Origin of the sequence: Bradyrhizobium sp. 41S5, from assembly GCF_011516665.3 — a bacterium.
Classification (GTDB): domain Bacteria; phylum Pseudomonadota; class Alphaproteobacteria; order Rhizobiales; family Xanthobacteraceae; genus Bradyrhizobium; species Bradyrhizobium quebecense.
In genome coordinates, this window is sequence record NZ_CP083721.1 from 5,289,339 (window position 1) to 5,313,382 (window position 24,044).

Below are 24,044 nucleotides of genomic sequence, written 5' to 3' on the forward strand. Positions count from 1 at the left end.
AACCGAGGCACGCTCATGGCTGATATTTGGGAAGACGGACTGCCCCACCCCTCTCCGTCATTGCGAGGAACTCGCGACAAAATTGCAGAGCAATTTTGCGCTGAAGCGACGAAGCAATCCATCTCTCCGCATATGCCGCAGCATGGATTGCTTCGCTTCGCTCGCAATGACGTGGAGAGGACCCGTGCGCGCCTCTCAATGTAGATGCGCGGGACGATCGTCGTGGTCCGGATCGGTGCCCTGTGGCGTGTAAGGCGACGGTGATGCCGGCGCCGGCGCGCTTGCGCCTTGCGTCTGCGCCGCAAGCTGGCGCTCCTGGTCGCGATACGATTTCCAGCCCCAGGGCAGGCTGATCAAATAGGCGACCGAGCCCGCCGACAGGATGTGCCAGGGATAGCCGATCAGCAGCGCGACGAAGAACACCACCGACACGAACACCGGCAGCACCATCTCCGGCGGGACACGCATCTTCACGGTCTTGCCGGAGAACACCGGCAGCCGCGACACCATCAGGAAGGCGATCAAGAGCGTGTAGAACGCCGTCAGCGTCGCCGGCGGCATCGGCACGCCGAGGAAGGCGAGATAGATCGGCAGCAGCACGGTGATCGCGCCGGCCGGCGCCGGCACGCCCGTGAAGTAATTGGCGGCGAATGCCGGCTTGTTCGGGTCGTCGATAGAGGCATTGAAGCGCGCCAGGCGCAGGCCGCCGGAGATCGCGAACACCATCGCGGCGATCCAGCCGCCATTGTTCAATTCGTGCAGTTGCCAGAAATACAGGATCAGGCCCGGCGCAACGCCGAAATTGACGAAGTCGGCGAGGCTGTCGAGCTCGGCGCCGAATTTTGACTGGCCCTTGATCATGCGGGCGACGCGGCCGTCGATGCCGTCGAGGATCGCGGCGAACACGATGGCGGCGACCGCCAGCTCCATCCGCCCTTCCGTCGACAGCCGGATCGCGGTCAGGCCGGCGCAGATCGCCAGCAGCGTGATCATGTTCGGCACCAGCATCCGCACCGGGATCGGGCGGAACCGGCGGCGGCGAAACTCGGTGGAGTTGGGATCAAAGGGCATCATGGTCTTGCAATATAGCAAGCATGGCCGGGCTCCGCCATCGCGGCGGGAACCGGCGGGTCAAAGCACTTTCCAGCGGAGCGGATACCGGTTCGCGTTAAGAAAACGCGTCAAGATAGAAAACAAGAGCTTCCGTTCCGATTCCGGGCGGAATCGGAGCTCCAGGCTGGCGAAACAGAGTTAATCGGCGCGGTAGGTGCGGCCCGGGTCGGCGTTGCGGAAATCCGCCAGAATGGTCTCGCCGGCAACCGCGGTCTGCCCCTCGGAGACCAGCGCCTTGGTGCCCTCGGGGAGGTAGACGTCGAGCCGCGAGCCGAAACGGATCAGGCCGAAGCGCTCGCCGGCGCCGATCGACTGGCCTTCCTTGACGAAGCAGACGATGCGGCGCGCCACGAGGCCGGCGATCTGGACCACGCCGATGCGTCCATTGGCGCCCGAGATCACCAGCGAGTTGCGCTCATTGTCCTCGCTCGCCTTGTCGAGCTCGGCATTGATGAAGGCGCCGGGCCGGTAGGCGATGCGGTCGATGCGCCCGGCCACCGGGCTGCGGTTCACATGGCAGTTGAACACGCTCATGAACACCGAGACCCGGGGCAGCGGCTTGTCGCCGAGGCCGAGCTCGGCCGGCGGCAGCGCCTGCACCACCATGGAGACGCGGCCATCGGCCGGCGATACCACGATGCCGTCGCGCAGCGGCGTCACGCGCACGGGATCGCGGAAGAACAGTGCACACCAGACCGTGAGCAGCGTCCCGATCCAGCCCAGCGGGGTCCAGATCCAGAACAGGATCAGGCTCGCCAGGGCGAAGCCACCGATGAACGGATAGCCCTCGGGGTGGATCGGCGGGATCTGTGCGCGGATGGAATTGGCGATCGACATCAGAGCTCGCTTGCGTTTCCCCGCCCCGTTTGGCGGGAGAGGCCCTAAATCGACTATTCCGCGGCGGTCGGCAAGGGTTTCTCACCCGCGTCAGGGGTGGATTCATCCGACGAATCGGTGACCACGGGCGGCAGGCGATTCGGCGCGGTGCCGTCGTCATCGACCTGGGCGAGCCGTTCGCGGGCCTCCTCGGCCTCGCGCTGCCGGTTCCACATGCTGGCGTAGAGGCCGCCCGAGGCCAAAAGCCGCGCATGGGTGCCGCGCTCGGCGATCCGGCCCTGGTCCAGCACGATGATCTCGTCGGCGCCGACGATGGTCGACAGCCGGTGCGCGATCACCAGCGAGGTGCGGTTGCGCGAGACCCGCTCCAGCGCACCCTGGATCTCGGCCTCGGTGTGACTGTCGAGCGCCGAGGTCGCCTCGTCGAGCACCAGGATCGGCGGGGCCTTCAGTACCGTGCGCGCGATCGCGACGCGCTGCTTCTCGCCGCCGGAGAGTTTCAGGCCGCGCTCGCCGACCTGCGTCTCATAGCCCTGCGGCGACATCCGGATGAAGCCGTCGATCTGCGCCAGCCGCGCCGCCTCCTCGACCTCGTCGTCGCCGGCATCCCAGCGGCCATAGCGGATGTTGTAGCGGATGGTGTCGTTGAACAGCACGGTGTCCTGCGGCACCATGCCGATCGCCGACCGCAGCGAGGTCTGCGTCACATTCTTGATGTCCTGGCCGTCGATCAGGATGCGGCCGCTCGACACATCGTAGAGCCGAAACAGCAGCCGCGAGATCGTCGACTTGCCGGCGCCGGACGGGCCGACGATCGCGACCGTCTTGCCGGCCGGCACCTCGAAGCTCAGACCTTTCAGGATCTGGCGGTCGGGCTCATAGGCGAAGCGGACATCCTCGAAGCGCACGCTGCCTGTGGACACCACGAGCGGCTTAGCGCCCGGCACGTCCTTCACCTCGGGATCGCGTGCCAGCACGTCGAACATCTTCTCGATGTCGATGATCGCTTGCTTGATCTCGCGATACACCATGCCCATGAAATTCAGCGGCTGGTACAGCTGGATCATCATCGAGTTGATCAGCACGAAATCGCCGACGGTGTGGGTGCCGTTGCGGATGCCGAACGCGCACATCAGCATGGTCGCGGTCAGGCCAGCGGTGAAGATGATCGCCTGCCCGGTGTTGAGCACGGCGAGCGAAGTATAGGTCTTCACGCTGGCTTGCTCGTAGCGCTCCATCGAGCGGTCGTAGCGCCTCGCCTCGCGCTCCTCGGCGCCGAAATATTTCACCGTCTCGTAGTTGAGCAGCGAGTCGATCGCCTTGGTATTCGCCTCGGTGTCGGAATCGTTCATCTTGCGGCGAATCTCGATCCGCCACTCGGTCGCGATGTAGGTGTAGTACATGAACACGACGACGGTGAGCAGCACCGCCAGCACGTAGCGCCAGTCGAACTGCCAGAGCAGCACGCCCGCCAGCAGCGTGACCTCGACGATAGTCGGGATCAGTTGCAGGATCACCATGCGCACGATGGTCTCGATGCCGGAGCGGCCGCGCTCCAGCACGCGGGTCAAGCCGCCGGTCTTGCGCTCGAGATGGAAACGCAGCGACAGCTCGTGCATGTGCACGAAGGTGATGTAGGCCAGCCGGCGCACCGCATGCATCGCGACGCGGGCGAAAATGCCGTCGCGCCACTGCGTCAGCACCGCCATGATGATGCGCACCGCCCCGTAGCTGATCGTCATCAGCACCGGCGAGGCGATCAGCCAGACCATCCAGCTCGAGGCCGCGACCGGCGCCGATCCCGTGCCGTTCAGCGCATCGATCGCCCATTTGAAGGTGAACGGCACCGACAGCGTCGCAAGCTTGGCGAACAGCAGCAGCACCACCGACCAGATGACGCGCATCTTCAAATCGGCGCGCTCGCCGGGCCAGATGTAGGGCCAGAGATGAATGAGGGTGCCGAGCAGCGTCCCCTTCTCGGCGGCCGGCGTCGTGGCCGTGGGCTGGTCGGCCGCGGTCAAAGTCTGTTGCGGCGGCACCATCAGGAGGCCGCCCTCGCCGTCATGGCGCGGCGGTCCGCGGCCACATCTTTTCCACGATTTGCCATTGTGCCCGTCATATAGATCGTTTCAACGTGGCGTACAGGCTTATGACGAAAATTGTTCGCGATTCGCGGGAATTTACGGGATTTTTTGGCCCTCAATGCCCATATGCGAGTCTTGACCCTGTTTGCGCTGCAGTGCCACAAGGATCGTATGAACCAAATCAAGACTGTCTGTGTTTATTGCGGCTCCGGCCCCGGCAACAATCCCCGCTTCGTTGAAGCTGCCATCGCGCTCGGCAAGGCCTTTGCCGAAAACAAGGTGCGCCTGGTCTACGGCGGCGGCTCGATCGGCCTGATGGGCGCGGTCGCGAAATCCACCCTCGATCACGGCGGCTCCGTCACCGGCATTATTCCGGAATTCCTGCGGGCGCGCGAGAATGCGCTGACCTCGGTTCAGGAGATGATCGTCACCCCCGACATGCATGAGCGCAAGCGGCTGATGTTCGAGCGTTCGGACGCGTTCGTCGCGCTGCCCGGCGGCATCGGCACGCTGGAGGAGCTGGTCGAGCAATTGACCTGGCAGCAGCTCGGCCGTCACTCCAAGCCGATCCTGCTCGCCAATATTGATGGTTTCTGGGAACCCCTGCTCTCGCTGCTGAGCCACATGCGCACGACCGAGTTCATCCGCGCGACGCTTCCGATCAACGTGCTGATGGCCGACCGCGTCGACGAGATTTTGCCGCGGCTGCGTTCGGCTGTGGCGGGCAAGCCGGCCGCCGCGAAGGAGCTCGCGCCCGAAGTGGCGCGGCGGCTCTGATATCTCGATAGCGTGAACCTGGTCCCGTCATGCCGACGAGCGCGGAACGCGCGTCTCGAAGCATGCACGGTCCGGCTGGTGGCCGTCCATCCTACGAGGCCGGCCCAGCGGCGCAATTGCGCCGCAAGGCTCGCACCTCCAGCGACAAAGGCGGAGCCTTTGCGCGGGGATAACGGTTTGAAATGAATGCTCGTCCTAGCCCAAATCACTCGCTTGGAAACGTCACGGCCTCGATGCGGTTACCGTCGGGATCGAGGACGAAGGCGGCGTAGTAACGCACGCGATCGTGCGGGCGCAGGCCCGGGGGACCATCGGAGAGGCCGCCTGAGGCCAGCGCGGCGGCATGGAAGGCATCGACCTCGGCGGTGGTTTTCGCCCGCAGGCAGATATGGGTGCCGCTCTCATGCGCGACCTGCGCCATCGTGGCGCGCAGATTGATCCAGAGTTCGGGATAGGCCTTGCCGAAGCCGATCGTCGCCGGCCGCGTGACGAGGCGGCTCAGGCCGAGCGCGGCCAGCGTCGGCTCATAGAACCGCGCGGCGCGGTCGAGATCGCGGACGCCGACGGAGACGTGGTCGATCATGTGGCGTCCTCCTTGCTCGTCATTGCGAGGAGCGAAGCGACGAAGCAACCCATGCATCCTTGCGAGCGGAAAGGTGGATTGCTTCGCTTCGCTCGCAATGACGGCGCCTGTTTCCTTCGCAGCCGCCTCAAGCCTGCGCGCCCGACTTCACCAGCTTGTAGAACACCGAATCCATCAGCGCCTGGAACGAGGCGTCGATGATGTTGGGCGAGACGCCGACCGTGGTCCAGCTCTCGCCGGTCTCGTCCTCGCTTTCGATCAGCACGCGCGTGACCGCCTCGGTGCCGCCATTGAGGATACGCACGCGATAGTCGATCAGCTTCAGGCCATCGATGTATTTCTGGTACTTGCCGAGGTCCTTGCGCAGCGCCACGTCGAGCGCGTTGACCGGGCCGTTGCCTTCGGCGGCCGAGATCAGCCGCTCGCCGTCGACGTCGACCTTCACCACCGCGAGCGCCACCGTGACTCGCTGGCCGTTGGCGTTATAGCGCTGCTCGACATTGACGTCGAACTGCTCGACCTTGAAATATTCCGGTACCTTGCCGAGCGTGCGGCGCGCCAACAGGTCGAACGAGGCGTTCGCCGATTCATAGGCAAATCCCGCGGCCTCGCGCTCCTTCAGCTCCTCGACCAAGCGCGTCAGCCGCGGATCGCCCTTGTCATAGACGATGCCGGCGCGGTCGAGCTCGGCCATCACGTTGGAGCGGCCGGCCTGGTCCGATACCAGCACCTTACGGTGGTTGCCGACAGAATCCGGCAGCACGTGCTCATAGGTCTGCGGATCCTTCATGACCGCGGAAGCATGGATGCCGGTCTTGGTGACGAAGGCGCTCTCGCCGACGTAAGCGGCATGGCGGTTGGGCGCGCGGTTGAGCATGTCGTCGAGCGTGCGCGACACCTTCATCAGCGTCGCCATCTTCTCCGTGGTGACGCCGATCTCGAACTTGTCGGCAAACTCCTGCTTCAGCTTCAAGGTCGGGATCAGCGAGCAGAGATTGGCGTTGCCGCAGCGCTCGCCGAGGCCGTTGAGCGTGCCCTGGATCTGACGTGCGCCGGCGCGCACCGCGGCGAGCGAATTGGCCACCGCCTGCTCGGTGTCGTTATGAGCGTGGATACCCACATGGGCGCCGGGCACCTGCTTGACGACATCGCCGACGATGGTCTCGATCTCGTTCGGCATGGTGCCGCCATTGGTGTCGCACAGCACCACCCAGCGCGCCCCGGCCTCATAGGCCGCCGTCGCGCAGGCGAGCGCATAGTCACGGTTCTCCTTGTAGCCGTCGAAGAAATGCTCGCAGTCGACCATCACCTCGCGGCCCAATGCCTTCGCGGCCGCGACGCTGTCGCGGATCGAGGCGAGGTTCTCCTCGTTGGTGGTCTCGAGCGCGACCCGGACCTGGTAGGCCGAGGATTTTGCGACGAAGCAGATCGCGTCGGCCTTGGCCTCGAGGATACCGGCGAGCCCCGGATCGTTGGAGGCCGAACGGCCCGGCCGCCGCGTCATTCCGAACGCGGTGAAGCGCGCGTGGTCGAACGCAGGCTTCTTGTTGAAGAACTCGGTGTCGGTCGGATTGGCGCCGGGATAACCGCCCTCGACATAGTCGATGCCGAGCGCGTCGAGCATGCCGGCGATCACCCGCTTGTCCTGCAGCGTGAAGTCGACGCCGTTGGTCTGCGCGCCGTCGCGCAGCGTGGTGTCGAACAGATAGAGGCGCTCGCGGCTCATGCGTGGCCTCCGGTCACGGCAACGCCGTTGAGCGTCTTCTGCATCGTGGTGTTGGCGAACCACTCGTCGTTGATGGTCACCGTATTGCGCTGCTGCGCGACGTAGCCGCGCTTGCGGAAGAATTCGAGCGCGGTGTCGCTGGCATCGACCTTGAGAGCCTTGGTGCCGCGGGCACTCGCGATCTTCTCCAGCGCGTCGCACAGCGCGCTGCCCGCACCCTGCCCGACCGCGCTCGGATGCACATAGAGCATGTCGATGTGATCGGCCCCCTTCAGCGAGGCGAAGCCGACCGGCGCGCCCTGCAGTGTCGCGATCAGCGTGAGCTGCCCGGCGAGCTTCTTGCCGAAGGCCTCCTCATCGTCGGCGGCCATCGCCCAGGCTTCCTGCTGGGCCTCGCTGTAATCGTCGCCGGTCAGGTCCATGATCGACGCCGCGAAGATCGCCGCCAGCAGCGGCGCATCGTCAGGCAGATACGGGCGCAATGCGGGTGCGGATCGGGTCATCGCGCAACCTCCCAGGTCGTGATCGGCTTTCCTTCGGCATCCTTGCCGTCCTTGATCGCCACGCCCATCGCGGCGAGCTGATCGCGGATCCGGTCAGACTCCTTGAAGTCCTTCCTCGCACGCGCCGCGGTGCGCTCGGCGATCAGTGCCTCGACCGCGGCGGCATCGACGCCGCTGGCCTGCTCCTTGCGGCCCTTCCACGACGCCGCGCTCTCGGAGAGGAAGCCGAGCAGCCGCAGCGAACCGGCAAATTCCTTGCGGCTCGCTCCATTGCTCGCGGCGGCATTCCGCAGGCTGTGCAGCACGGCCATGGCCTGCGCCGTGTTGAGGTCGTCGTAGAGCGCCTCGACCATCGCGGCCGACGGCGCACCGGGCTCGGCGTCGGCGGCGACCGCATACCAGTCGTCGAGCGTCCTTGCGGCTTCTTCCGCGCTCCTCAGCGTCCAGTCGAGCGGCGAACGGTAGTGCGTCCTCAGCATGCTGAGCCGCAGCACCTCGCCCGGCCAATCCGCCAGCAGATCGCGGATCGTGAAGAAGTTGCCGAGCGACTTCGACATTTTCTCGCTTTCGATCTGCAGGAAGCCGTTATGCATCCAGACATTGGCCATGCGATCGGTATGGAACGCGCAGCAGGTCTGCGCGAGCTCGTTCTCATGGTGCGGGAACACCAGGTCGATGCCGCCGCCATGGATGTCGAACTTTTCGCCGAGATGCTTCCAGGCCATCGCCGAGCACTCGATGTGCCAGCCGGGCCGGCCCTCGACCGCAATGCCGGCCGGCGACGCCCAGCACGGCTCGCCCGGCTTCGACGGCTTCCACAGCACGAAGTCGGTGTTGTCGCGCTTGTAGGGCGCAACATCGACACGGGCGCCCGCGATCATCTCGTCGAGCGAGCGCTTGGACAGCGCGCCGTAACGCGGCAGCGTGGAGTTGGCCGCGTTCATCGCCTGCGGCGAGAACAGCACGTGATCCTCGGCGACATAGGCAAAGCCGCCGGCGACCAGCTTCTCGATGATCGCGCGCATCTCCGGGATATGCTCTGTCGCGCGCGGCTGCACGGTCGGCGGCAAGCAGCCGAGCGCCGTGACGTCGTCCTGGTACTGCTGATAGGTCTGCTCGGTGACCTTGCGGATCGCCTCGTTCAGCGGCACGCCGGGATAGTCCCGCGCGGCGCGAACGTTGATCTTGTCGTCGACGTCGGTGATGTTGCGGACATAGGTGACGTGATCGGCGCCGTAGCGATGGCGCAGCGCGCGGAACAGCACGTCGAAGACAACAGCGGCGCGGCCGTTGCCGATATGGGCGAAGTCGTAGACCGTCGGTCCGCAGGCATACATGCGGACATTGTTGGCATCGAGCGGCACGAAGGGCCGCTTCTCCCGGGTCAGCGTATCGTAGAGGCGCAAATCCATGGGTACCCATCCCTTGCGGCCGGGCGTCCAGTGATCTCAGGGTGATTGAGAAAAGACGGCCTCAGCCAGCGAATCGCTAGCTCATAATCTCGCGGCAAATGCTGCTGATGGCGAGGTGGCCGTTCATGGTTCCATCGTGTCTCACGGCCCCCTTATCGCGTCAAGGGGCTGTTTCGGGGCGTTATGCAGCCCGCACCGCACCGAAATCACGCCAACGCCCTCATGGTTAATCATTATTAAGGAATTGGGCGTACGGGAAGGCCTGCGGATTCCCCGCCATTTTCACTGGTGCACCATGCGGCCCATTTCAGCATTGATTGCCTGCACGTTCGTCCTTGTCTCCTCGGCCGCCTTGGCCGACAGCCGCGTTTTCATCGTCGCCAACCAGGCCGACGGATACGGCATCGATCAGTGCCTCGCCCGCGGCGACCGCTGCGGCGCGTCCGCCGCGCGCGCCTACTGCCGGTCACGCGATTTTGCGCAAGCCACCAACTACCGCCGCGTCGATCCCGACGAGATCACCGGCGCGGTTCCGCACGCCGCGAACGAGAAATGCACCGGCAATAGCTGCGGCGAATACGTCGCCATCACCTGCCAGCGCTGAGGCAAGCCGCTGGTCAAACGGGGTTATTGCCACACCGGCGCCCCGGAAACGACGTGACGCTGCCCCGAGAAACGGCTATTGCAGGCGGCCTTTGCAGGTGGTCTTGGCACGTGGTCCTGGCCGCGCGCTTTGGCGTTGATCGCCGCGCGGCGTCGTTTTAATGGCCGGATATGCCCCATAGCTCCCGTTCTCGCTTCTCCCGCTGGTTCTTGACTTGCGCCGTGTTGGCCGGCATCGCCCTGCCCGCCAGGCATGCCCTCGCGCAGGTGCCTCCGGGCCCGCCCGGCCCGGCGCCCCAGGGCGCGCAGGCCAATCCGGTGTGCGCGCGGCTGGAGGGCCAGCTGGCGGCGATCGATCGCGGCGGCGGCGATCCGGCCAAGGACGAGCAGATCCGCCGCTATCAGGATGCGGCAACCCGGCAGCAGGGCGAGCTGGATCGCGTGACCGCGCAGGCCCGGCGCATGGGCTGCGACAGTTCCGGGTTCTTTTCTCTGTTCAACAATAACTCGGCGCAGTGCGGACCGGTCAACAACCAGATCCAGCAGATGCGTGCCAACCTCGACCAGATGACCGCAAATCTCGAGCGGCTGCGCACCGGGGGGCTCGGCGGCGCCGATCGCGAGAACCAGCGCCGCTCGGTGTTGACCGCGCTGGCGCAGAACAATTGCGGCCCGCAATACGCGGCGGCTGCGCGCGGCCCCGGCAATTTCATCGAGAACCTTTTCGGCGGTGGCGGCGGTGGCAATCCCAATAATCCGCTGCCCCCGCCTGACGCGCAATATGGCGGACAGTCCGGCACCTTCCGCACCGTCTGCGTCCGCACCTGCGACGGCGCCTACTTCCCGATCTCGTTCGCGACCTCGCAGGCGCGCTTTGCCGCCGACGAGCAAATCTGCAAGGCGCAGTGCCCGGCCGCGGAGGCCAGCCTGTTCGCCTACCGCAATCCCGGCGAGGACATTAACCAGGCGGTCTCGATCAGCGGCCAGTCCTACTCGTCGCTGCCGAACGCCTTCAAATACCGCACCGAGTTCAATCCGTCCTGCTCCTGCAGGGCGGCCGGCCAGAGCTGGGCGGAGGCGCTGAAGGCGGTCGACGACCAGGCGTCCGCCGCGCAGCAGGGCGACATCATCGTCACCGAGGAGAGCGCGCGGAAGATGCAGCAGCGCGCGCAGACCAAGGGTGCCGCCGGCAAAAAGGGCGCGCCCGCAGCCGCGGCGGCTCAACCGCAGCAGCCTGCCGCCGCTGACGCCACAGCGCCGGCCGCGCCCGTGAGCGACGGCCAGATCCGCACGGTCGGCCCGACCTTCATCCCGAAAAAGCAGTAAGGCTCACCCCTCGAACGCTTCCGCCGACGCGCGCGAGCCGCGCGTCACCAGCTTCTCGTCGGGCTCCGGCAGCGCCTTGCCGAAATCGCGGAAGCGGTTGGTGATGGGATAGCGGCGGTCGCGGCCGAAGTTCTTGCGCGTCACCTTCACCCCCGGCGCCGCCTGCCGCCGCTTGTATTCGGCAATGTTGAGCAGGCGATCGACGCGAGTCACCACATCGCGGCCGAAGCCGGCCTCGATGATGGTCGCAAGCGGCTCCTCGCGCTCCACCAGCCGCTCGAGGATCGCATCAAGCACCTCATAGGGCGGCAGCGAATCCTGGTCGGTCTGGTTCTCGCGCAACTCCGCGGTCGGCGGCCGGATGATGATGTTGACCGGGATCACCTCGCCCGACGGCCCAAGCGCGCCGTCCGGCTTCCAGGCATTGCGCAGGCTCGACAGGCGGAACACCTCGGTCTTGTAGATGTCCTTGATCGGGTTGAAGCCGCCATTCATGTCGCCGTAGAGCGTGGCGTAGCCGACCGACATTTCCGACTTGTTGCCGGTCGTCACCACCATGGCGCCGGTCTTGTTGGAGATCGCCATCAACAGCGTGCCGCGCGCGCGCGCCTGCAAATTCTCCTCGGTGATGTCGCGCTCCAGCCCTTTGAACACCGGCGCCAATATCGTCTCGAACCCGTTGACGGCATCGGCGATCGGCAGAATCTCGTAGCGGATGCCGAGCGCGGCGGCGAGCTTGGCGGCATCGTCGAGCGACACCTGCGCGGTGTAGCGGAACGGCAGCATGACGCCGCGCACCTTGTCGGCGCCGAGCGCATCGACCGCGATCGCGGCACACAGCGCCGAGTCGATGCCGCCGGAGACGCCGAGCAGCACGCCGGGAAAACCATTCTTGCGGACATAGTCGCGCAGGCCGAGCACGCAGGCCGCGTAATCGGCCTTGTCGCCCTCGAGCTGCGCCGTGATCGGCCCGTTGCAGCGCCAGCCATCCGCGGTCTTGCGCCAGGTCAACGTCGTGATGTTCTCCTCGAACGCCGGAAGCTGCGCCGCCACGGAGAGATCGGCGTTCAGCGCAAACGAGGCGCCGTCGAAGATCAGCTCGTCCTGGCCGCCCATCTCATTGAGATAGATCAGCGGCAGCCCGCTCTCGGTGACGCGCGCCACCACGATCGACAGGCGCAGATCGGCCTTGTCGCGGGCATAAGGCGAGCCGTTCGGCACGATCAGGATCTCGGCACCGGTCTCGGCCAGGCACTCGACGACGTTCTCGTAGTCCTCGGATTCCTCAAGCCAGATGTCCTCGCAGATCGGTACGCCAATGCGCACGCCGCGCACCGTCACCGGGCCCGATGCCGGGCCGCGCGCGAACAGCCGCTTCTCGTCGAAAACGCCGTAGTTCGGCAGGTTGGCCTTGAAGCGCAGCGCCGCGATGCGGCCGCCGTCGAGCAGCGCGCAGGCATTGTAGAGCTTGCCGTCCTCGACCCAGGGCGTGCCGATCAGCATCGCCGGGCCGCCATCCTTGGTCTCGCGCGCCAATTCCTCGATCGCGGCGCGGCAGGCCGACTGGAACGCCGGCTTGAGCACCAGATCCTCCGGCGGATAGCCGGCGATGAACAGCTCCGACAGCACCACGAGGTCGGCGCCGTCGGCCTTCGCTTTGTCGCGCGCGGCGCGTGCCTTCACGGCGTTGCCGGCCACGTCACCGACCGTCGGATTGAGTTGCGCCAGGGTGATCTTGATCTGTTGTTCGCTCATAACTTTATGTTGTCCCGCACAAGAGCAAACTTCAATGGTCCTCCGGTCATGGTGCGATTGCAGAAATCGCACCATGACCGTCGTTCTCTTCTTTTGAGCATGATCTGATCGGAAAACCGGTCTCCACCTTTCCGGATCATGCTCGGATCAGAACACGCCCATGCGCTCAGCGAGGGCAAACAGCCAGAACAGTCCTGCCATCACCAGCGCGACGCCGACGGCCGCGGAGCCCATGTCCTTGACCCGCCCGATCTGCGGATCGTGATCCATGGTCAGGCGGTCGGCGAGCTTCTCGATCGCGGTGTTGAGCAGCTCGATGACGAGCACCAGCACCACGGTTGCGACCAGCTCGACCCGGCGCATCACGGTGGCGCCGACCAGCCAGGCCAGCGGCACCGACAGCACCAGTGCCACCACCTCCTCGCGAATCGCCTGCTCCGAGCGAATGGCGAAGGCCAGCCCGTTGCGCGAGTTGATGGTGGCTCGCCAGAACCTCAGCAAGTCACTGCCCTCAAGTCACGGCCCCCAAATCACAACCCAGCGGCGGCCGGCATCGGTTTGACCTTGCCGGCGCGCTCCTGCTTCAGCAGCTCGGCGATCAGGAAGGCCATGTCGATCGACTGTTCGGCGTTGAGGCGGGGATCGCAGACCGTGTGGTAGCGGTCGTTGAGATCCTCATCGGTGATGGCGCGGGCGCCGCCGATGCACTCGGTGACGTCCTGACCGGTCATCTCCAGATGCACGCCGCCGGCATGGGTGCCCTCGGCGGCATGGATCTGGAAGAACGCCTTCACCTCGGACAGCACGCGGTCGAACGGCCGCGTCTTGTAGCCCGAGGTCGAGGTGATGGTGTTGCCGTGCATCGGATCGCACGACCACACCACCTTGCGGCCTTCCCGCTGCACGGCGCGGATCAGGCCCGGCAGATGGTCACCGACCTTGTCAGCGCCGAAGCGGTTGATCAGCGTCAGCCGTCCCGGCTCGTTGTCGGGGCTGAGCACGTCGATCAGCTTCAGCAGCTCGTCCGGCTTCAACGACGGACCGCACTTCAGGCCGATCGGGTTCTTGATGCCGCGGAAATATTCGACATGGCCGTGATCGAGCTGGCGGGTGCGGTCGCCGATCCAGATCATGTGGCCGGAGGTCGCGTACCAGTCGCCGGTCGTGGAATCGACCCGCGTCATCGCCTGCTCGTAGCCGAGCAAGAGCGCCTCGTGGCTGGTATAGAAATCGGTGGCGCGGAGCTCCGGATGGCTCTCGAGATCGAGGCCGCAGGCACGCATGAAGTTCAGCGCATCCGAGATGCGGTCGGCCAGCTCCTTGTAGCGGCGGGACTGCGGCGAATCCTTCAGGAAGCCCAGCATCCATTGATGCACGCTGCCGAGATTGGCAAAGCCGCCGGTGGCGAATGCGCGCAGCAGGTTCAGCGTCGCAGCGGATTGGCGATAGGCCATCAGCTGGCGCTGCGGATCGGGAATCCGCGCTTCCGGCGTGAAGGCGATGTCGTTGACGATGTCGCCGCGATAGCTCGGCAGCTCGACATCGCCCTGCTTCTCGGTCGGCGACGAGCGCGGTTTTGCAAATTGGCCTGCGATGCGGCCGACCTTCACCACCGGCAGCGCGCCGGCATAGGTCATGACCACGGCCATCTGCAGCAGCACGCGGAAGAAGTCGCGGATGTTGTTGGCGCCGTGCTCGGCAAAGCTCTCGGCGCAGTCGCCGCCCTGCAGCAGGAAGGCTTCGCCGGCGCAGACCCGCCCCAGCGCTTTCTTCAGGTTGCGCGCCTCGCCCGCGAACACCAGCGGCGGAAAGGTTGCAAGCTGGGCCTCGACATCGGCCAATGCCTTGGCATCGGGATAATCGGGCACCTGCAGCACCTTCTTGGCGCGCCAGCTATCGGGTGTCCACCGCTCGGACATGAGGTCAACTCCTGAGCAAAAACCGCGACTTAATCGACGGGAAAGGTGGGCTTATACACAGCCGCCCACTCCCCCGCTAGAAGGATTCCTGCAATCCCGTCAAACTCTTGCAGGAAAATACGAACTCGCATTTGCTGGACCATACCATGAATGCCAGGGAAATTGCCGCAGCCTCCGCCGCGCTGGACGACGTTTTTAGCGACGACATCGTCGTGCCGGCTGCGGACGGCTATCCGCTCGCCGCGACGCTGTTCCTGCCGCGCGGCAGGAAGCGCCACGCCGTGCTGATCGGCGACCACCGTGCCCCGCAAGGTCTATCGCGGCTTTGCCGGCTACCTCGCCCGCCGCGGCGCGGCGGTGCTGACCTACGACTACCGCGGCACCGGCGACTCGAGGCCGATGGCGGCGACGACCGGCCTCAACAAGCCGAAGTCGCTGGCCGGCTTCAAGGCCACGATGGCGGACTGGGCCGCGCTCGACACCACCGCGGCCGTGAGCTGGATGCGCTATCGCTACCGCGACCTCCCCTTCGCCTATGTCGGCCACTCCTTCGGCGGCCAGGCGCTTGGCCTCTTGCCCAATAATGACGAGATCCCGCGCGCGCTGCTGGTCGCCTCGCAGGCCGCCACCTGGAAGCTGATGGCCTCGCCCGAACGCTACCGCGTCGTCGCCTTCATGAACGGCATCGGCCTGCCGCTGGCGCGCACGCTCGGCTATGTGCCTGGCTGGGCCGGTCTCGGCATGGACCTGCCGCGGGGCGTGTTCGAGCAATGGCGAGGCTGGGTGATGCGCGAGCGCTATCTGCTCGATGATGCCACGCTCGAGGCGCGCGAAAATTTTGCGAAGTTCAAGGGCAAGCTTCGCGCGCTCGCGATCACCGACGACACCTGGGCGACGCGGCCGGCGGTCGAGCTGTTGTGCTCCGCGTTCACGTCCATCACGCCGGAGATCATCTCGATCCGCCCCGCGGATGCCGGCGCGAAAGCGATCGGCCATTTCGGCTTCTTCCGCAGCGAACACCGCGACGCCCTGTGGCGCGGCGCCGCGGAGTGGCTCGAGGTGGAGGGGTAAGGGCCAGATTCTCCGCTGTCGTCCCTGCGAAAGCAGGGACCCATACGCCGCGGTGGATGTTGTGAAAGGGGCTCGTCGTTCCAGCATCGCGCGCCAATCAGCGTTGGTGGTTATGGGTCCCTGCTTTCGCAGGGACGACACCGAGTATGTTGCGTGGCCGGTGGACACAGACACCTGCCGCTAGGGCGTCAGGACCACACGATTTCGCCGTCCGCCTCGCACGCATGTCGTCTCGCGCATGCGAAGCGTCCACCGCATCTCACCGTAACACTCCTGACGATGCGCAGCGCCCCTCGATCGGGTGAGACGGGCCAATTGAACATCTGAGTTGGGTCAAACGCCAAGCGGAATATTTTCCGCGCGGGAACTGGACAAGGGTGATCGCATTGATTTGGCTAGGGAGTTTTGCGCTTCCGCGCACGGGAAACCCGCTAGTCTAGCGGCGTGCGCCGATCTCACACCACCTTACGCGCCGCAGCCGTCGCCGCATCGCCCGTGTTCGGCGTCCCCGTCGGCTCGATCAGCAACAGATGCACTGCACCTCTTCCCGCGCGACGGGACGATGCTCGACGCTCTTCGGCACGATGAACATCTGGCCCGGCTTCAACGTCACGGTGCGGTCGCGCAGCTCGATGTCGAGCACGCCTTTCAGGACGAGGAAGAAGTCGTCGGTGTCGTCATGCTTGTGCCAGACGAACTCGCCCTGCACCTTCACCACCATGACGTCGCAAGCGTTGAATTGAACCACCGTGCGCGGCGACCAGTGATCGGAGAATGTCGCCAGTTTCTCCGAAAGATCGATCGCGTCGCTCATGATGCCTCCGGGTCCGGGCCAGCCTGCCCGGGCTCGTTAGCTCAGTCGTGCGAGACGCTCAATGCACGCCCCTCAGCTTTTCCGGATATGGTGTCTGCCCGTCGTGCCCATTCATTCCGCAGGGCGTTTCGCCGTTGGCGGCCTTGCGCGCCAGCAGTTCCCGTTCGGCCTTGTACCAAAGCTGATCCATCATGCCCGGCGGTTCGCCGGCATCCTTCCACAATTCGTAGGCGCGGGTCCGAATCTCCTGCTCGGTCGGGCCTGTCATGGGCGGCTCCCTCAATTTGAGACATCAAACTGTTTGGAGTGGAACTGCCAGCATAGCGCAAGGTTCCAAGGCGCGCGAGATCGCCGCGCTGCCCCTCGCACCATCTGCGCACAAGCGCCGTCGCGCAGGCCATTTGCCGGAAACCGCATTTGATTTGAGCGCGCGAAGAGCGGCCCCGAGGAAACGACCCCAGTGCATATGCACGTCAACAAGGGTGCCCAATTCCCCGGCATCAAGCGCGGGCGCCGGCAGCGCGCCGGTCTTGCGGAGGCAACCTACCCCTTCCGAGGTATGAAACCTTTGCGCGCTTCTGCAGACTTAAGATTATCAGGATTTTGCCGTGACCTTCCTGGGGCTAGAGACAACGCCGCTCGCATGTATTTTAAGCGGGCGGCGTTGGGCTGTCAGGCAGGGCTTGCCCCCCGTGCGGGAACGCGACGGCGTCGCTCCGCGGATCCGCGGACCGACCGAGTATGTCCGGATATTTCGCCGCGGCGCGCTGCATCATTCCGGCGCGCCGCGTGCGCCCTACTCCGCCGCCTGGCGCACGTGGCGCGCGGTTGGGGTGCGCATCGTCACCAGCTCTTCGGAAGCGGTCGGATGCAGCGCGACGGTGGCATCGAAGTCCGCCTTGGTCGCCTTCATCTTGACGGCGATCGCAACGGCTTGCGTGATCTCGGCGGCGGCATCGCCGACGATGTGACAGCCGAGCACGCGGTCGCTCGACCCGTCGACCACGAGCTTCATCAGCACGCGGGTGTCGCGGCCGGACATCGTCGCCTTGATCGGGCGGAAATCGGTCTTGTAGATGTCGACGTGGCTGTACTGCGCCCGCGCCTCTTCTTCGGTGAGGCCGACGGTGCCGACCTCCGGCTGCGAGAACACCGCGGTCGGGATCGTCGCGTGGTCGACCTGCACGGGGCGCTTGCCGAACACGGTGTCTGCGAAGGCATGGCCCTCGCGGATTGCGACCGGGGTGAGATTGGTGCGATGGGTAACGTCGCCGACCGCGTAGATGTTGTCGACCGAGGTCTTCGACCAGCCATCGACCTGGATGCCGCCATTGGCGGGATTGATGGCGATGCCGGCGGTCTCCAGCCCGAGATTGGCGACGTTGGGATGCCGGCCGATCGCGAACATCACCTGGTCGGAGGCGATGCTCGAGCCGCTCGACAGATGCGTGGTGAAATCGCGGCCGTGCTTGTCGACCTTCGCCACCGTGCAGCCGGTGATGATGGTGATGCCGCGCTTCTCCATCTCGGTGCGGACATGCTTGCGGACGTCCTCGTCGAAGCCGCGCAGGACGTTGTCGCCGCGATAGACCACCGTGACGTCGGAGCCGAAGCCGGCGAAGATGCCGGCGAATTCCAGCGCGATGTAGCCGCCGCCCTGGATCACGATCCGCTTCGGCAGCTCCTTCAGGTGAAACGCCTCGTTGGAGGAGATCACGTGCTCGATGCCGGGAACGGCCGGCCCGTGATTGGGCGCGCCGCCGGTCGCGATCAGGATGTATTTCGCCGTCACCTTCTCGCCGGTGGCCAGGCGAACGGTGTGGGCATCCTCCAGCACCGCGCGGGTCTTGACGATCCTGGCGCCCGACTTCTCGACATTGCTGGTGTAGGCGGCCTCGAGCCGGGCGATCTCCTTGTCCTTGTTGGCGACGAGCGTCGCCCAATCGAACGAGACCTGGCCGATGCTCCAGCCGAAACCGGCCGCGTCCTCGATCTCCTGGTGAACGTGGCTGCCGATCACGAACAGCTTCTTCGGCACACAGCCGCGGATCACGCAGGTGCCGCCCATCCGGTACTCTTCGGCGACCATGACCTTCGCGCCATAGTTAGCGGCGATGCGGGCGGCCCGAACGCCGCCCGAACCACCACCGATGACAAACAGGTCGACGTCAAACTCGGCCATGGCAACCTCTCACTTCCTTCTCCCTCGCCCCGTTCTTGCGGGGTCAAGACGAGCAAAGCTCGCTCTTGGAGGGTTGGGGTGAGGGGCCGCCTCCACAAATCCGACTCGCGGAGAGTCCCCCTCACCCGGCGCTCCGCGCCGACCTCTCCCCGCACGCGGGGCGAGGTGATCAGCCCGCTTAGATGTCCTTGCCGCGCTTCTTCATCTCGGTCTTGAACTGGCCGTTGACGATCACGCCGAACTGCTGCGCCCACTGCTGCATATATTGCAGCGATCCGTTGATTGCCGTGGGCTCGGCGGTCAAAAGTTTCTGACCGAGCGGCGTCTTGTAGAACGTCACGAGGTCCTTCAGCTCCTGCTCGGTGAACTCCGAGGCGTAGATCTGCGCCATGCCGTCGCCGATCTCCTTCTCGCTGCCGGCGAACTGCTTGGCGACGACCAACGCCACCTCGTCGAGATCCTTCTGGTAGTTCAGAAACTGCTGCAGCAGACCGGTCTTGGTCTTCTCGATGATTCCCGGAACGGCGCCGGAATACATCACCGCCACGTTCTTCATCGTTAGGATTTCCTTGGCGTACCCAATCGCCGCGGGGGTCGACTGCTTGACCTTGGGCATGGGGGGCAGCTGCTGCTGCGCCATGGCCGGCGCAGCCGCGAGCGCCAGTCCAGCCGCCAGGGCCACTGCCGACAAAAGTCCCGAAAAACGCTTCATTCCAAGTCTCCTTGCTTGCGGCGTTAGCGCCGTTCAACAACCCGAATTCCCTGTGCGCCGGCCAGGACAGCGACGCTGCCAAGCCCGATGAACAGACCATGTTCAACCACGCCCGGGATCACGCTGAGCAAACCGGCAAGACGCGGCGGGTCGCCGATCCGGCCGAGATGGGCATCGACGATCCAGTGGCCGCCATCGGTGACAAAAACGTGACCGTCCTTGCCCTTACGGACGATCATCTGGCCGGATACGCCGGCCTCTGCGAACGCCCGCGCCATCGCGGCCTGGGTCGCGGCGAGCCCGAACGGGATCACCTCGACCGGCAGCGGAAAGCGGCCGAGCACCTCGACCCATTTGCTGTCGTCGGCGATCACGATCATGCGATCACTGGCGGCCGCCACGATCTTCTCGCGCAGCAGCGCGCCGCCGCCGCCCTTGATCAGATTGAGCGCGTGGTCGATCTCGTCGGCGCCGTCGACGGTGAGGTCGAGATGATCGACCTCGTCCAGCGTGGTCAGCGGGACGCCGCAGCGGATCGCGTCCGCGCGGGTCGCCTCCGAGGTCGGCACGCCGATCACCTTCATGCCGGCGCGGACCTTCTCGCCGAGCAGCTCGACGAAATGCTTGGCGGTCGACCCGGTGCCGAGCCCGAGCTTCATGCCGTCGCGCACCTCTTCGAGCGCGCGCGCCGCCGCCTGGCGTTTCAATGCGTCCATGTCCACGGCCGATAGCCCCTCGATTGTCCGTTACGGGCACGCCATCGGGCGGCCCGGCGGGCGCATATCTAGCCTCGATTCACGGGCAGGAATAGCGCCATCCGGGCACGTCTTTAGGCCGAAACGGCATCCATCGCGGCCAAAATCGCCGCAAAGCGGTCCTCGACCTCGGCCCGCATCCCGGGATGGCTGAAAACATAGAACTGGTCGTCGTGAATCGCACGCACCACCCGGGCCGCAACCACGGCCGGATCGAGACCGGCCTCGAGGCGACGCCCGATCTCGGCGATCATGGCGGCGGCCGGGCTTGCCGGATCGTACTGGCGGGGCGGTCCGTAGTGCTCCGGGCGATTGCGCCCGCTCTCCCCGATCCGGGTCCGCACATAGCTCGGACAGAGCACACTGACGCCGATCCCGAGCGGCGCGAGTTGCGCCGAAAGCCCTTCGGACAGGCTGACGACGGCGAATTTGGTCGCCGAATACGGGCTCACACCGAGCCCGGCATTCATCCCGGCCATCGAGGCGGTGTTGACGATATGGCCGCCCTGGCCGTGCGCGCGGATGTGCGGCAGGAAAGTCCTGATGCCGTGCACGACGCCCATCAGGTTGACGTCGATCACCCAGCGCCAATCATCGACCGAGATCTGGTCGATGCCGCCGCCACCTGCGACGCCGGCATTGTTGCAGACGACATGGACGTTGCCGACGGCGCGGAACGATGCCTCTGCCGCGCGATCGACGCTTGAGGGATCGGCGACGTCGCAGACCACGCCATGGACGTCGGCGCCGCCGGCCCGCAACGCATCGACGGCCTTGTCGAGCGCGCCGGTTTCGATGTCGGCGAGCATCACCTTCATGCCCTCGCGGGCGAACGCGGTTGCCATGGCGAGGCCAATTCCGCTGGCCGCACCGGTGACAAAAGCCGCTTTTCCGGCGAGTTCCCGCATCCCGGCCTCCCCAATTTCATGACGCGCCGACATCTTACTCTTGCATCGCGGCGCGCAGCCCGATAGCGAAAAGCGTGATGTCCGCCTTCTCTCCCTCCATCATCGTGTTCGATCTCGACGGCACGCTGGTCGACACTGCGCCTGACCTGATCAGCGCGCTGAATTATGTGCTCGACCGCGAAGGTCTGCGGCCGGTGCCGCTGTCGGCCGCCCGCAACATGATCGGCGCCGGCGCGCGGAAGCTGCTCGAGCGCGGGCTCGAGGTGGACGGACGCGCGGTCAGCCTCGCGGACCTCAATCGCCTGACCAAGGATTTCATCGACTATTACGCTGAACACATCGTCGACGGCTCGCGCCCGTTCGATGGGCTCGAAGCCGCACTCGATCGGCTGGAGGCCAAGGGCCATCGCTTTGCGGTCTGCACCAACAAGCTGGAATGGCTGTCGAAGCTGCTGCTCGACCGGCTTGGTTTGACGGCGCGCTTTGCCGCGATCTGCGGCCAGGACACATTCGGCGTCGCCAAGCCCGATCCGGCGTTCCTGCGCGAGACGGTTGCCCGCGCCGGAGGAAGGCTGCCCGGCGCCATCATGGTCGGCGATGCCGGTCCCGATGTCGGGGTCGCCCGGCGCGCCAGCGTCCCGGTGATCGGCGTCGATTTCGGCTACACCGACGTCCCGATGACCGAGCTGAAGCCGGACCGGCTGATCAGCCATATGCGCGATCTGCCGGACGCCGTCGCCAGCCTCGGCGCAGCATAAGATTCCCGCAACACATTGATATTACTTGGAAATATTTTGCCATGCGAATTTTCCATTAACCATCCTTTAACGAACAGACCTCCCCCTGTTGCACCTCTGTTCCGACGCTCCTATGGTCGGCCCGGGGATTGTGGCTGATTGCCGCAGTAGAGTGTGGATCATGCGTCGTATCATCGTGATTGCGGCCGCCGGGCTGAGCCTGGCCGGCTGCTCCTCCTTCTCATTGGATTCGTTCAAGCCGGCACCGCCACCAATGCAGGTGCAGCTGGATTCGGCCCCGCAAGGCGCGGACGCCGTGACCTCGATCGGGCCGGGTTGCAAGACGCCCTGCTCGGTGTCGATCCCGGCGCCGGAGGCCAACTTCACCGTCACATTCAATATGCCGAAGTTCCAGCCGGCGACCGTGCCGGTAACGGTGACCCGCTCGCCGGGCGACTTCACGAGCCCGGCCACGACCACCCTCGATCCGAGCCCGGTGTTCGCCGAGCTGCAACCTGCCGGCCCGCCGCCGCGCGGGCACAAGGCGATGCGGCCGAAGAAGAAGAAGCCGAAGCCGGCTGCCGCTGCGGCTCCTGCCGCAGCTCCGGACGCGGCGTTCCCTGCTCCGAGCGCGGCACCGCCGCCGGCCGCCGCGCCCACGCGCTGATACACAACGCTGCGCGCGTCTGATCGAGATTGCACTGCACAAGAGCCCGGCCCAAGAGCCGGGTTTTTGTATTTCGTGGAGACACATCGGCGATTGCGATCATGTATCGCGCGATCTGTCTCACCTATCGCGCGCGATCCGCTTTGCATGTTGCGGATCATCCTCAGGAACGCATTGTGACGGCGCGCCAACATGCATAGATTGTGGGCTTGGAGCCGAGTTCGGCTCCGCACGCAGGGACACATTTCAAGACTTGAGTTGAGGTCTTGGGTTAAGGTCTCGCCTTGAAGGCTCGGGTTGAATGAACGGATCCACGCAGGCGCATTCCGACACGCTGTTTCGTCCGATGATCGATCCGTTCGGCCGGACGATCCGTTACCTGCGGGTCTCCGTCACCGATCGCTGCGACCTGCGCTGCTTCTATTGCATGTCGGAAGACATGACCTTCCTGCCGAAGGCCGATCTGCTGACGCTGGAAGAGCTCGACCGCCTGTGCTCGGCCTTCGTTGCCAAGGGCGTGCGCAAGATCCGCCTCACCGGCGGCGAGCCGCTGGTCCGCCGCAATGTGATGGGCCTGGTGCGTTCGCTGTCGCGCCATCTTTCGACCGGCGCGCTCGACGAATTGACGCTGACCACCAACGGATCGCAGCTCGCACGCTTCGCGCAGGAGTTGGCCGATTGCGGCGTGCGCCGCGTCAACGTCTCGCTCGACACGCTCGACCCCGTAAAATTCCGGGCCATCACCCGCTGGGGCGACATCGACAAGGTGCTGTCGGGCATCGAGGCGGCGCGATCGGCCGGGCTTGCGGTCAAGATCAACGCGGTCGCGCTGAAGAACATGAACGAGGACGAGATTCCCGCGCTGATGGAATGGGCGCATGGCAAGGCAATGGGCCTGACCTTGATCGAGGTGATGCCGATGGGCGACATCGGCGAGGGCCGCATCGATCAGTACGTTCCGCTGTCGCTGCTGCGCGCGCGGCTCGAGAAGCATTACACGCTGACCGATCTCGCCGACGACACCGGCGGCCCTGCCCGCTATGTCCGGGTCGCCGAGACCGGCGGCAAGCTCGGCTTCATCACGCCGATGACCCACAATTTCTGCGAATCCTGCAACCGGGTGCGGATCACCTGCACCGGCACGCTGCACACGTGCCTCGGCCACGAGGACGCCTCCGACCTGCGCCGGCCGCTGCGCGCCTCCGACGACAACGATCTTCTGTCGGCGGCCATCGACCGGGCGATCGGGCTGAAGCCGAAGGGGCACGATTTCATCATCGACCGCCGCCACAACCGCCCGAGCGTCAGCCGCCACATGAGCGTAACCGGCGGCTAGTTCAAAGCCTGCTGCCGACGCCTGCGCCGGCCCCCGATTACCAAGGCGGGACAACGATTTGCCGCGCCGTCAATTTGCCCATTTTCCGATTGACGGCGTTCCACGGCGCTGATTTGGTGCCCCGGCTTTCACGCTAGCCCGGCCAGATAGGCCGCTGCCCCCTGTCGGCTGCTGCCGACGATCCGGCAGCCAAGAGCAGCCAACAACGGCGGAAGCGCATTTCG

General features: G+C 65.5%; 21 protein-coding genes and 2 pseudogenes. 7 read left to right on the forward strand and 16 right to left on the reverse strand.

Annotated features, from left to right (window positions below; all coding sequences use genetic code 11):
- Window positions 1-195 precede the first annotated feature (195 nt).
- The 3 genes from pssA to HAP47_RS25835 form a co-directional block, all read right to left on the reverse strand.
- A complete protein-coding gene (gene pssA, locus HAP47_RS25825; protein ID WP_173642185.1) occupies window positions 196-1,071 on the reverse strand; it encodes a CDP-diacylglycerol--serine O-phosphatidyltransferase in 876 nt (291 codons plus the stop codon).
- A 180-nt stretch (window positions 1,072-1,251) separates the two neighbouring features.
- A complete protein-coding gene (locus HAP47_RS25830) occupies window positions 1,252-1,950 on the reverse strand; it encodes a phosphatidylserine decarboxylase (RefSeq protein ID WP_092127222.1) in 699 nt (232 codons plus the stop codon).
- Between the two features lie 53 nt (window positions 1,951-2,003).
- Window positions 2,004-3,992, reverse strand: a complete 1,989-nt coding sequence (locus HAP47_RS25835) for an ABCB family ABC transporter ATP-binding protein/permease (protein WP_231168373.1) — start codon at window positions 3,990-3,992, stop codon at window positions 2,004-2,006.
- Window positions 3,993-4,205: 213 nt separating this feature from the next.
- Here HAP47_RS25835 and HAP47_RS25840 point away from each other — a divergent pair, with 213 nt between their 5' ends.
- The gene (locus tag HAP47_RS25840; RefSeq protein WP_173642184.1) at window positions 4,206-4,811 is read left to right on the forward strand and encodes a TIGR00730 family Rossman fold protein; all 606 of its coding nucleotides are present in this window, start codon (window positions 4,206-4,208) and stop codon (window positions 4,809-4,811) included.
- A 205-nt stretch (window positions 4,812-5,016) separates the two neighbouring features.
- Here the strand turns inward: HAP47_RS25840 and HAP47_RS25845 are convergent, their stop codons facing one another.
- From HAP47_RS25845 to cysS, 4 genes are all read right to left on the reverse strand, one after another.
- A complete protein-coding gene (locus HAP47_RS25845; RefSeq protein WP_173642183.1) occupies window positions 5,017-5,394 on the reverse strand; it encodes a VOC family protein in 378 nt (125 codons plus the stop codon).
- Between the two features lie 127 nt (window positions 5,395-5,521).
- Window positions 5,522-7,120, reverse strand: coding sequence for a citramalate synthase (gene cimA, locus HAP47_RS25850; RefSeq protein WP_173642182.1), 1,599 nt, complete (start codon window positions 7,118-7,120; stop codon window positions 5,522-5,524).
- On the reverse strand, window positions 7,117-7,623 hold the full coding sequence (locus HAP47_RS25855; protein ID WP_173642181.1) for a GNAT family N-acetyltransferase: 507 nt from the start codon (window positions 7,621-7,623) through the stop codon (window positions 7,117-7,119). Before HAP47_RS25855 ends, cimA begins: the two co-directional genes overlap by 4 nt.
- Window positions 7,620-9,035, reverse strand: a complete 1,416-nt coding sequence (cysS, locus tag HAP47_RS25860) for a cysteine--tRNA ligase (protein ID WP_173642180.1) — start codon at window positions 9,033-9,035, stop codon at window positions 7,620-7,622. Before cysS ends, HAP47_RS25855 begins: the two co-directional genes overlap by 4 nt.
- Before the next feature lie 295 nt (window positions 9,036-9,330).
- Here cysS and HAP47_RS25865 point away from each other — a divergent pair, with 295 nt between their 5' ends.
- Both HAP47_RS25865 and HAP47_RS25870 read left to right on the forward strand, forming a co-directional pair.
- A complete protein-coding gene (locus HAP47_RS25865) occupies window positions 9,331-9,639 on the forward strand; it encodes a hypothetical protein (protein WP_173643118.1) in 309 nt (102 codons plus the stop codon).
- Window positions 9,640-9,809: 170 nt separating this feature from the next.
- Window positions 9,810-10,964, forward strand: a complete 1,155-nt coding sequence (locus HAP47_RS25870; RefSeq protein WP_210285362.1) for a DUF2865 domain-containing protein — start codon at window positions 9,810-9,812, stop codon at window positions 10,962-10,964.
- A gap of 3 nt (window positions 10,965-10,967) precedes the next feature.
- Here HAP47_RS25870 and HAP47_RS25875 read toward each other — a convergent pair whose 3' ends face one another.
- The 3 genes from HAP47_RS25875 to HAP47_RS25885 all read right to left on the reverse strand — a co-directional run bounded on the left by HAP47_RS25875 (window position 10,968) and on the right by HAP47_RS25885 (window position 14,638).
- Window positions 10,968-12,719, reverse strand: coding sequence for an NAD+ synthase (locus HAP47_RS25875; protein ID WP_173642178.1), 1,752 nt, complete (start codon window positions 12,717-12,719; stop codon window positions 10,968-10,970).
- A gap of 147 nt (window positions 12,720-12,866) precedes the next feature.
- The gene (locus HAP47_RS25880; RefSeq protein ID WP_173642177.1) at window positions 12,867-13,220 is read right to left on the reverse strand and encodes a diacylglycerol kinase; all 354 of its coding nucleotides are present in this window, start codon (window positions 13,218-13,220) and stop codon (window positions 12,867-12,869) included.
- Window positions 13,221-13,249: 29 nt separating this feature from the next.
- The gene (locus tag HAP47_RS25885) at window positions 13,250-14,638 is read right to left on the reverse strand and encodes a class II 3-deoxy-7-phosphoheptulonate synthase (protein WP_173642176.1); all 1,389 of its coding nucleotides are present in this window, start codon (window positions 14,636-14,638) and stop codon (window positions 13,250-13,252) included.
- A gap of 146 nt (window positions 14,639-14,784) precedes the next feature.
- Here HAP47_RS25885 and HAP47_RS25890 point away from each other — a divergent pair.
- Window positions 14,785-15,709: pseudogene (locus tag HAP47_RS25890) on the forward strand (alpha/beta hydrolase family protein).
- 455 nt (window positions 15,710-16,164) lie between these two features.
- On the opposite strand, the pseudogene HAP47_RS25895 reads toward HAP47_RS25890, so the two are convergent.
- From HAP47_RS25895 to HAP47_RS25920, 6 genes and pseudogenes are all read right to left on the reverse strand, one after another.
- Window positions 16,165-16,523 (reverse strand): annotated as a pseudogene (locus tag HAP47_RS25895) (cupin domain-containing protein).
- Between the two features lie 58 nt (window positions 16,524-16,581).
- Window positions 16,582-16,791, reverse strand: coding sequence for a DUF2934 domain-containing protein (locus HAP47_RS25900; protein ID WP_173642175.1), 210 nt, complete (start codon window positions 16,789-16,791; stop codon window positions 16,582-16,584).
- 528 nt (window positions 16,792-17,319) lie between these two features.
- Window positions 17,320-18,705 (reverse strand): glutathione-disulfide reductase, encoded by a 1,386-nt coding sequence (gor, locus tag HAP47_RS25905; protein WP_173642174.1) that lies wholly within the window; start codon window positions 18,703-18,705, stop codon window positions 17,320-17,322.
- A gap of 178 nt (window positions 18,706-18,883) precedes the next feature.
- A complete protein-coding gene (locus HAP47_RS25910) occupies window positions 18,884-19,417 on the reverse strand; it encodes a DUF2059 domain-containing protein (protein ID WP_173642173.1) in 534 nt (177 codons plus the stop codon).
- Between the two features lie 23 nt (window positions 19,418-19,440).
- Complete coding sequence (rpiA, locus tag HAP47_RS25915; RefSeq protein WP_173642172.1) at window positions 19,441-20,139, reverse strand: ribose-5-phosphate isomerase RpiA; 699 nt, start codon at window positions 20,137-20,139, stop codon at window positions 19,441-19,443.
- Between the two features lie 107 nt (window positions 20,140-20,246).
- Window positions 20,247-21,080, reverse strand: a complete 834-nt coding sequence (locus HAP47_RS25920) for an SDR family NAD(P)-dependent oxidoreductase (protein WP_173642171.1) — start codon at window positions 21,078-21,080, stop codon at window positions 20,247-20,249.
- Between the two features lie 77 nt (window positions 21,081-21,157).
- Between HAP47_RS25920 and HAP47_RS25925 the strand changes: the two genes are divergently transcribed.
- The 3 genes from HAP47_RS25925 (at window position 21,158) to moaA (ending at window position 23,820) form a co-directional block, all read left to right on the forward strand.
- Entirely contained in the window at window positions 21,158-21,838 is a 681-nt protein-coding gene (locus tag HAP47_RS25925; protein ID WP_173642170.1) for an HAD hydrolase-like protein, read from the forward strand.
- A gap of 160 nt (window positions 21,839-21,998) precedes the next feature.
- The gene (locus HAP47_RS25930) at window positions 21,999-22,484 is read left to right on the forward strand and encodes a hypothetical protein (protein WP_173642169.1); all 486 of its coding nucleotides are present in this window, start codon (window positions 21,999-22,001) and stop codon (window positions 22,482-22,484) included.
- 301 nt (window positions 22,485-22,785) lie between these two features.
- The gene (gene moaA, locus HAP47_RS25935) at window positions 22,786-23,820 is read left to right on the forward strand and encodes a GTP 3',8-cyclase MoaA (protein ID WP_173642168.1); all 1,035 of its coding nucleotides are present in this window, start codon (window positions 22,786-22,788) and stop codon (window positions 23,818-23,820) included.
- Window positions 23,821-24,044 lie beyond the last annotated feature (224 nt).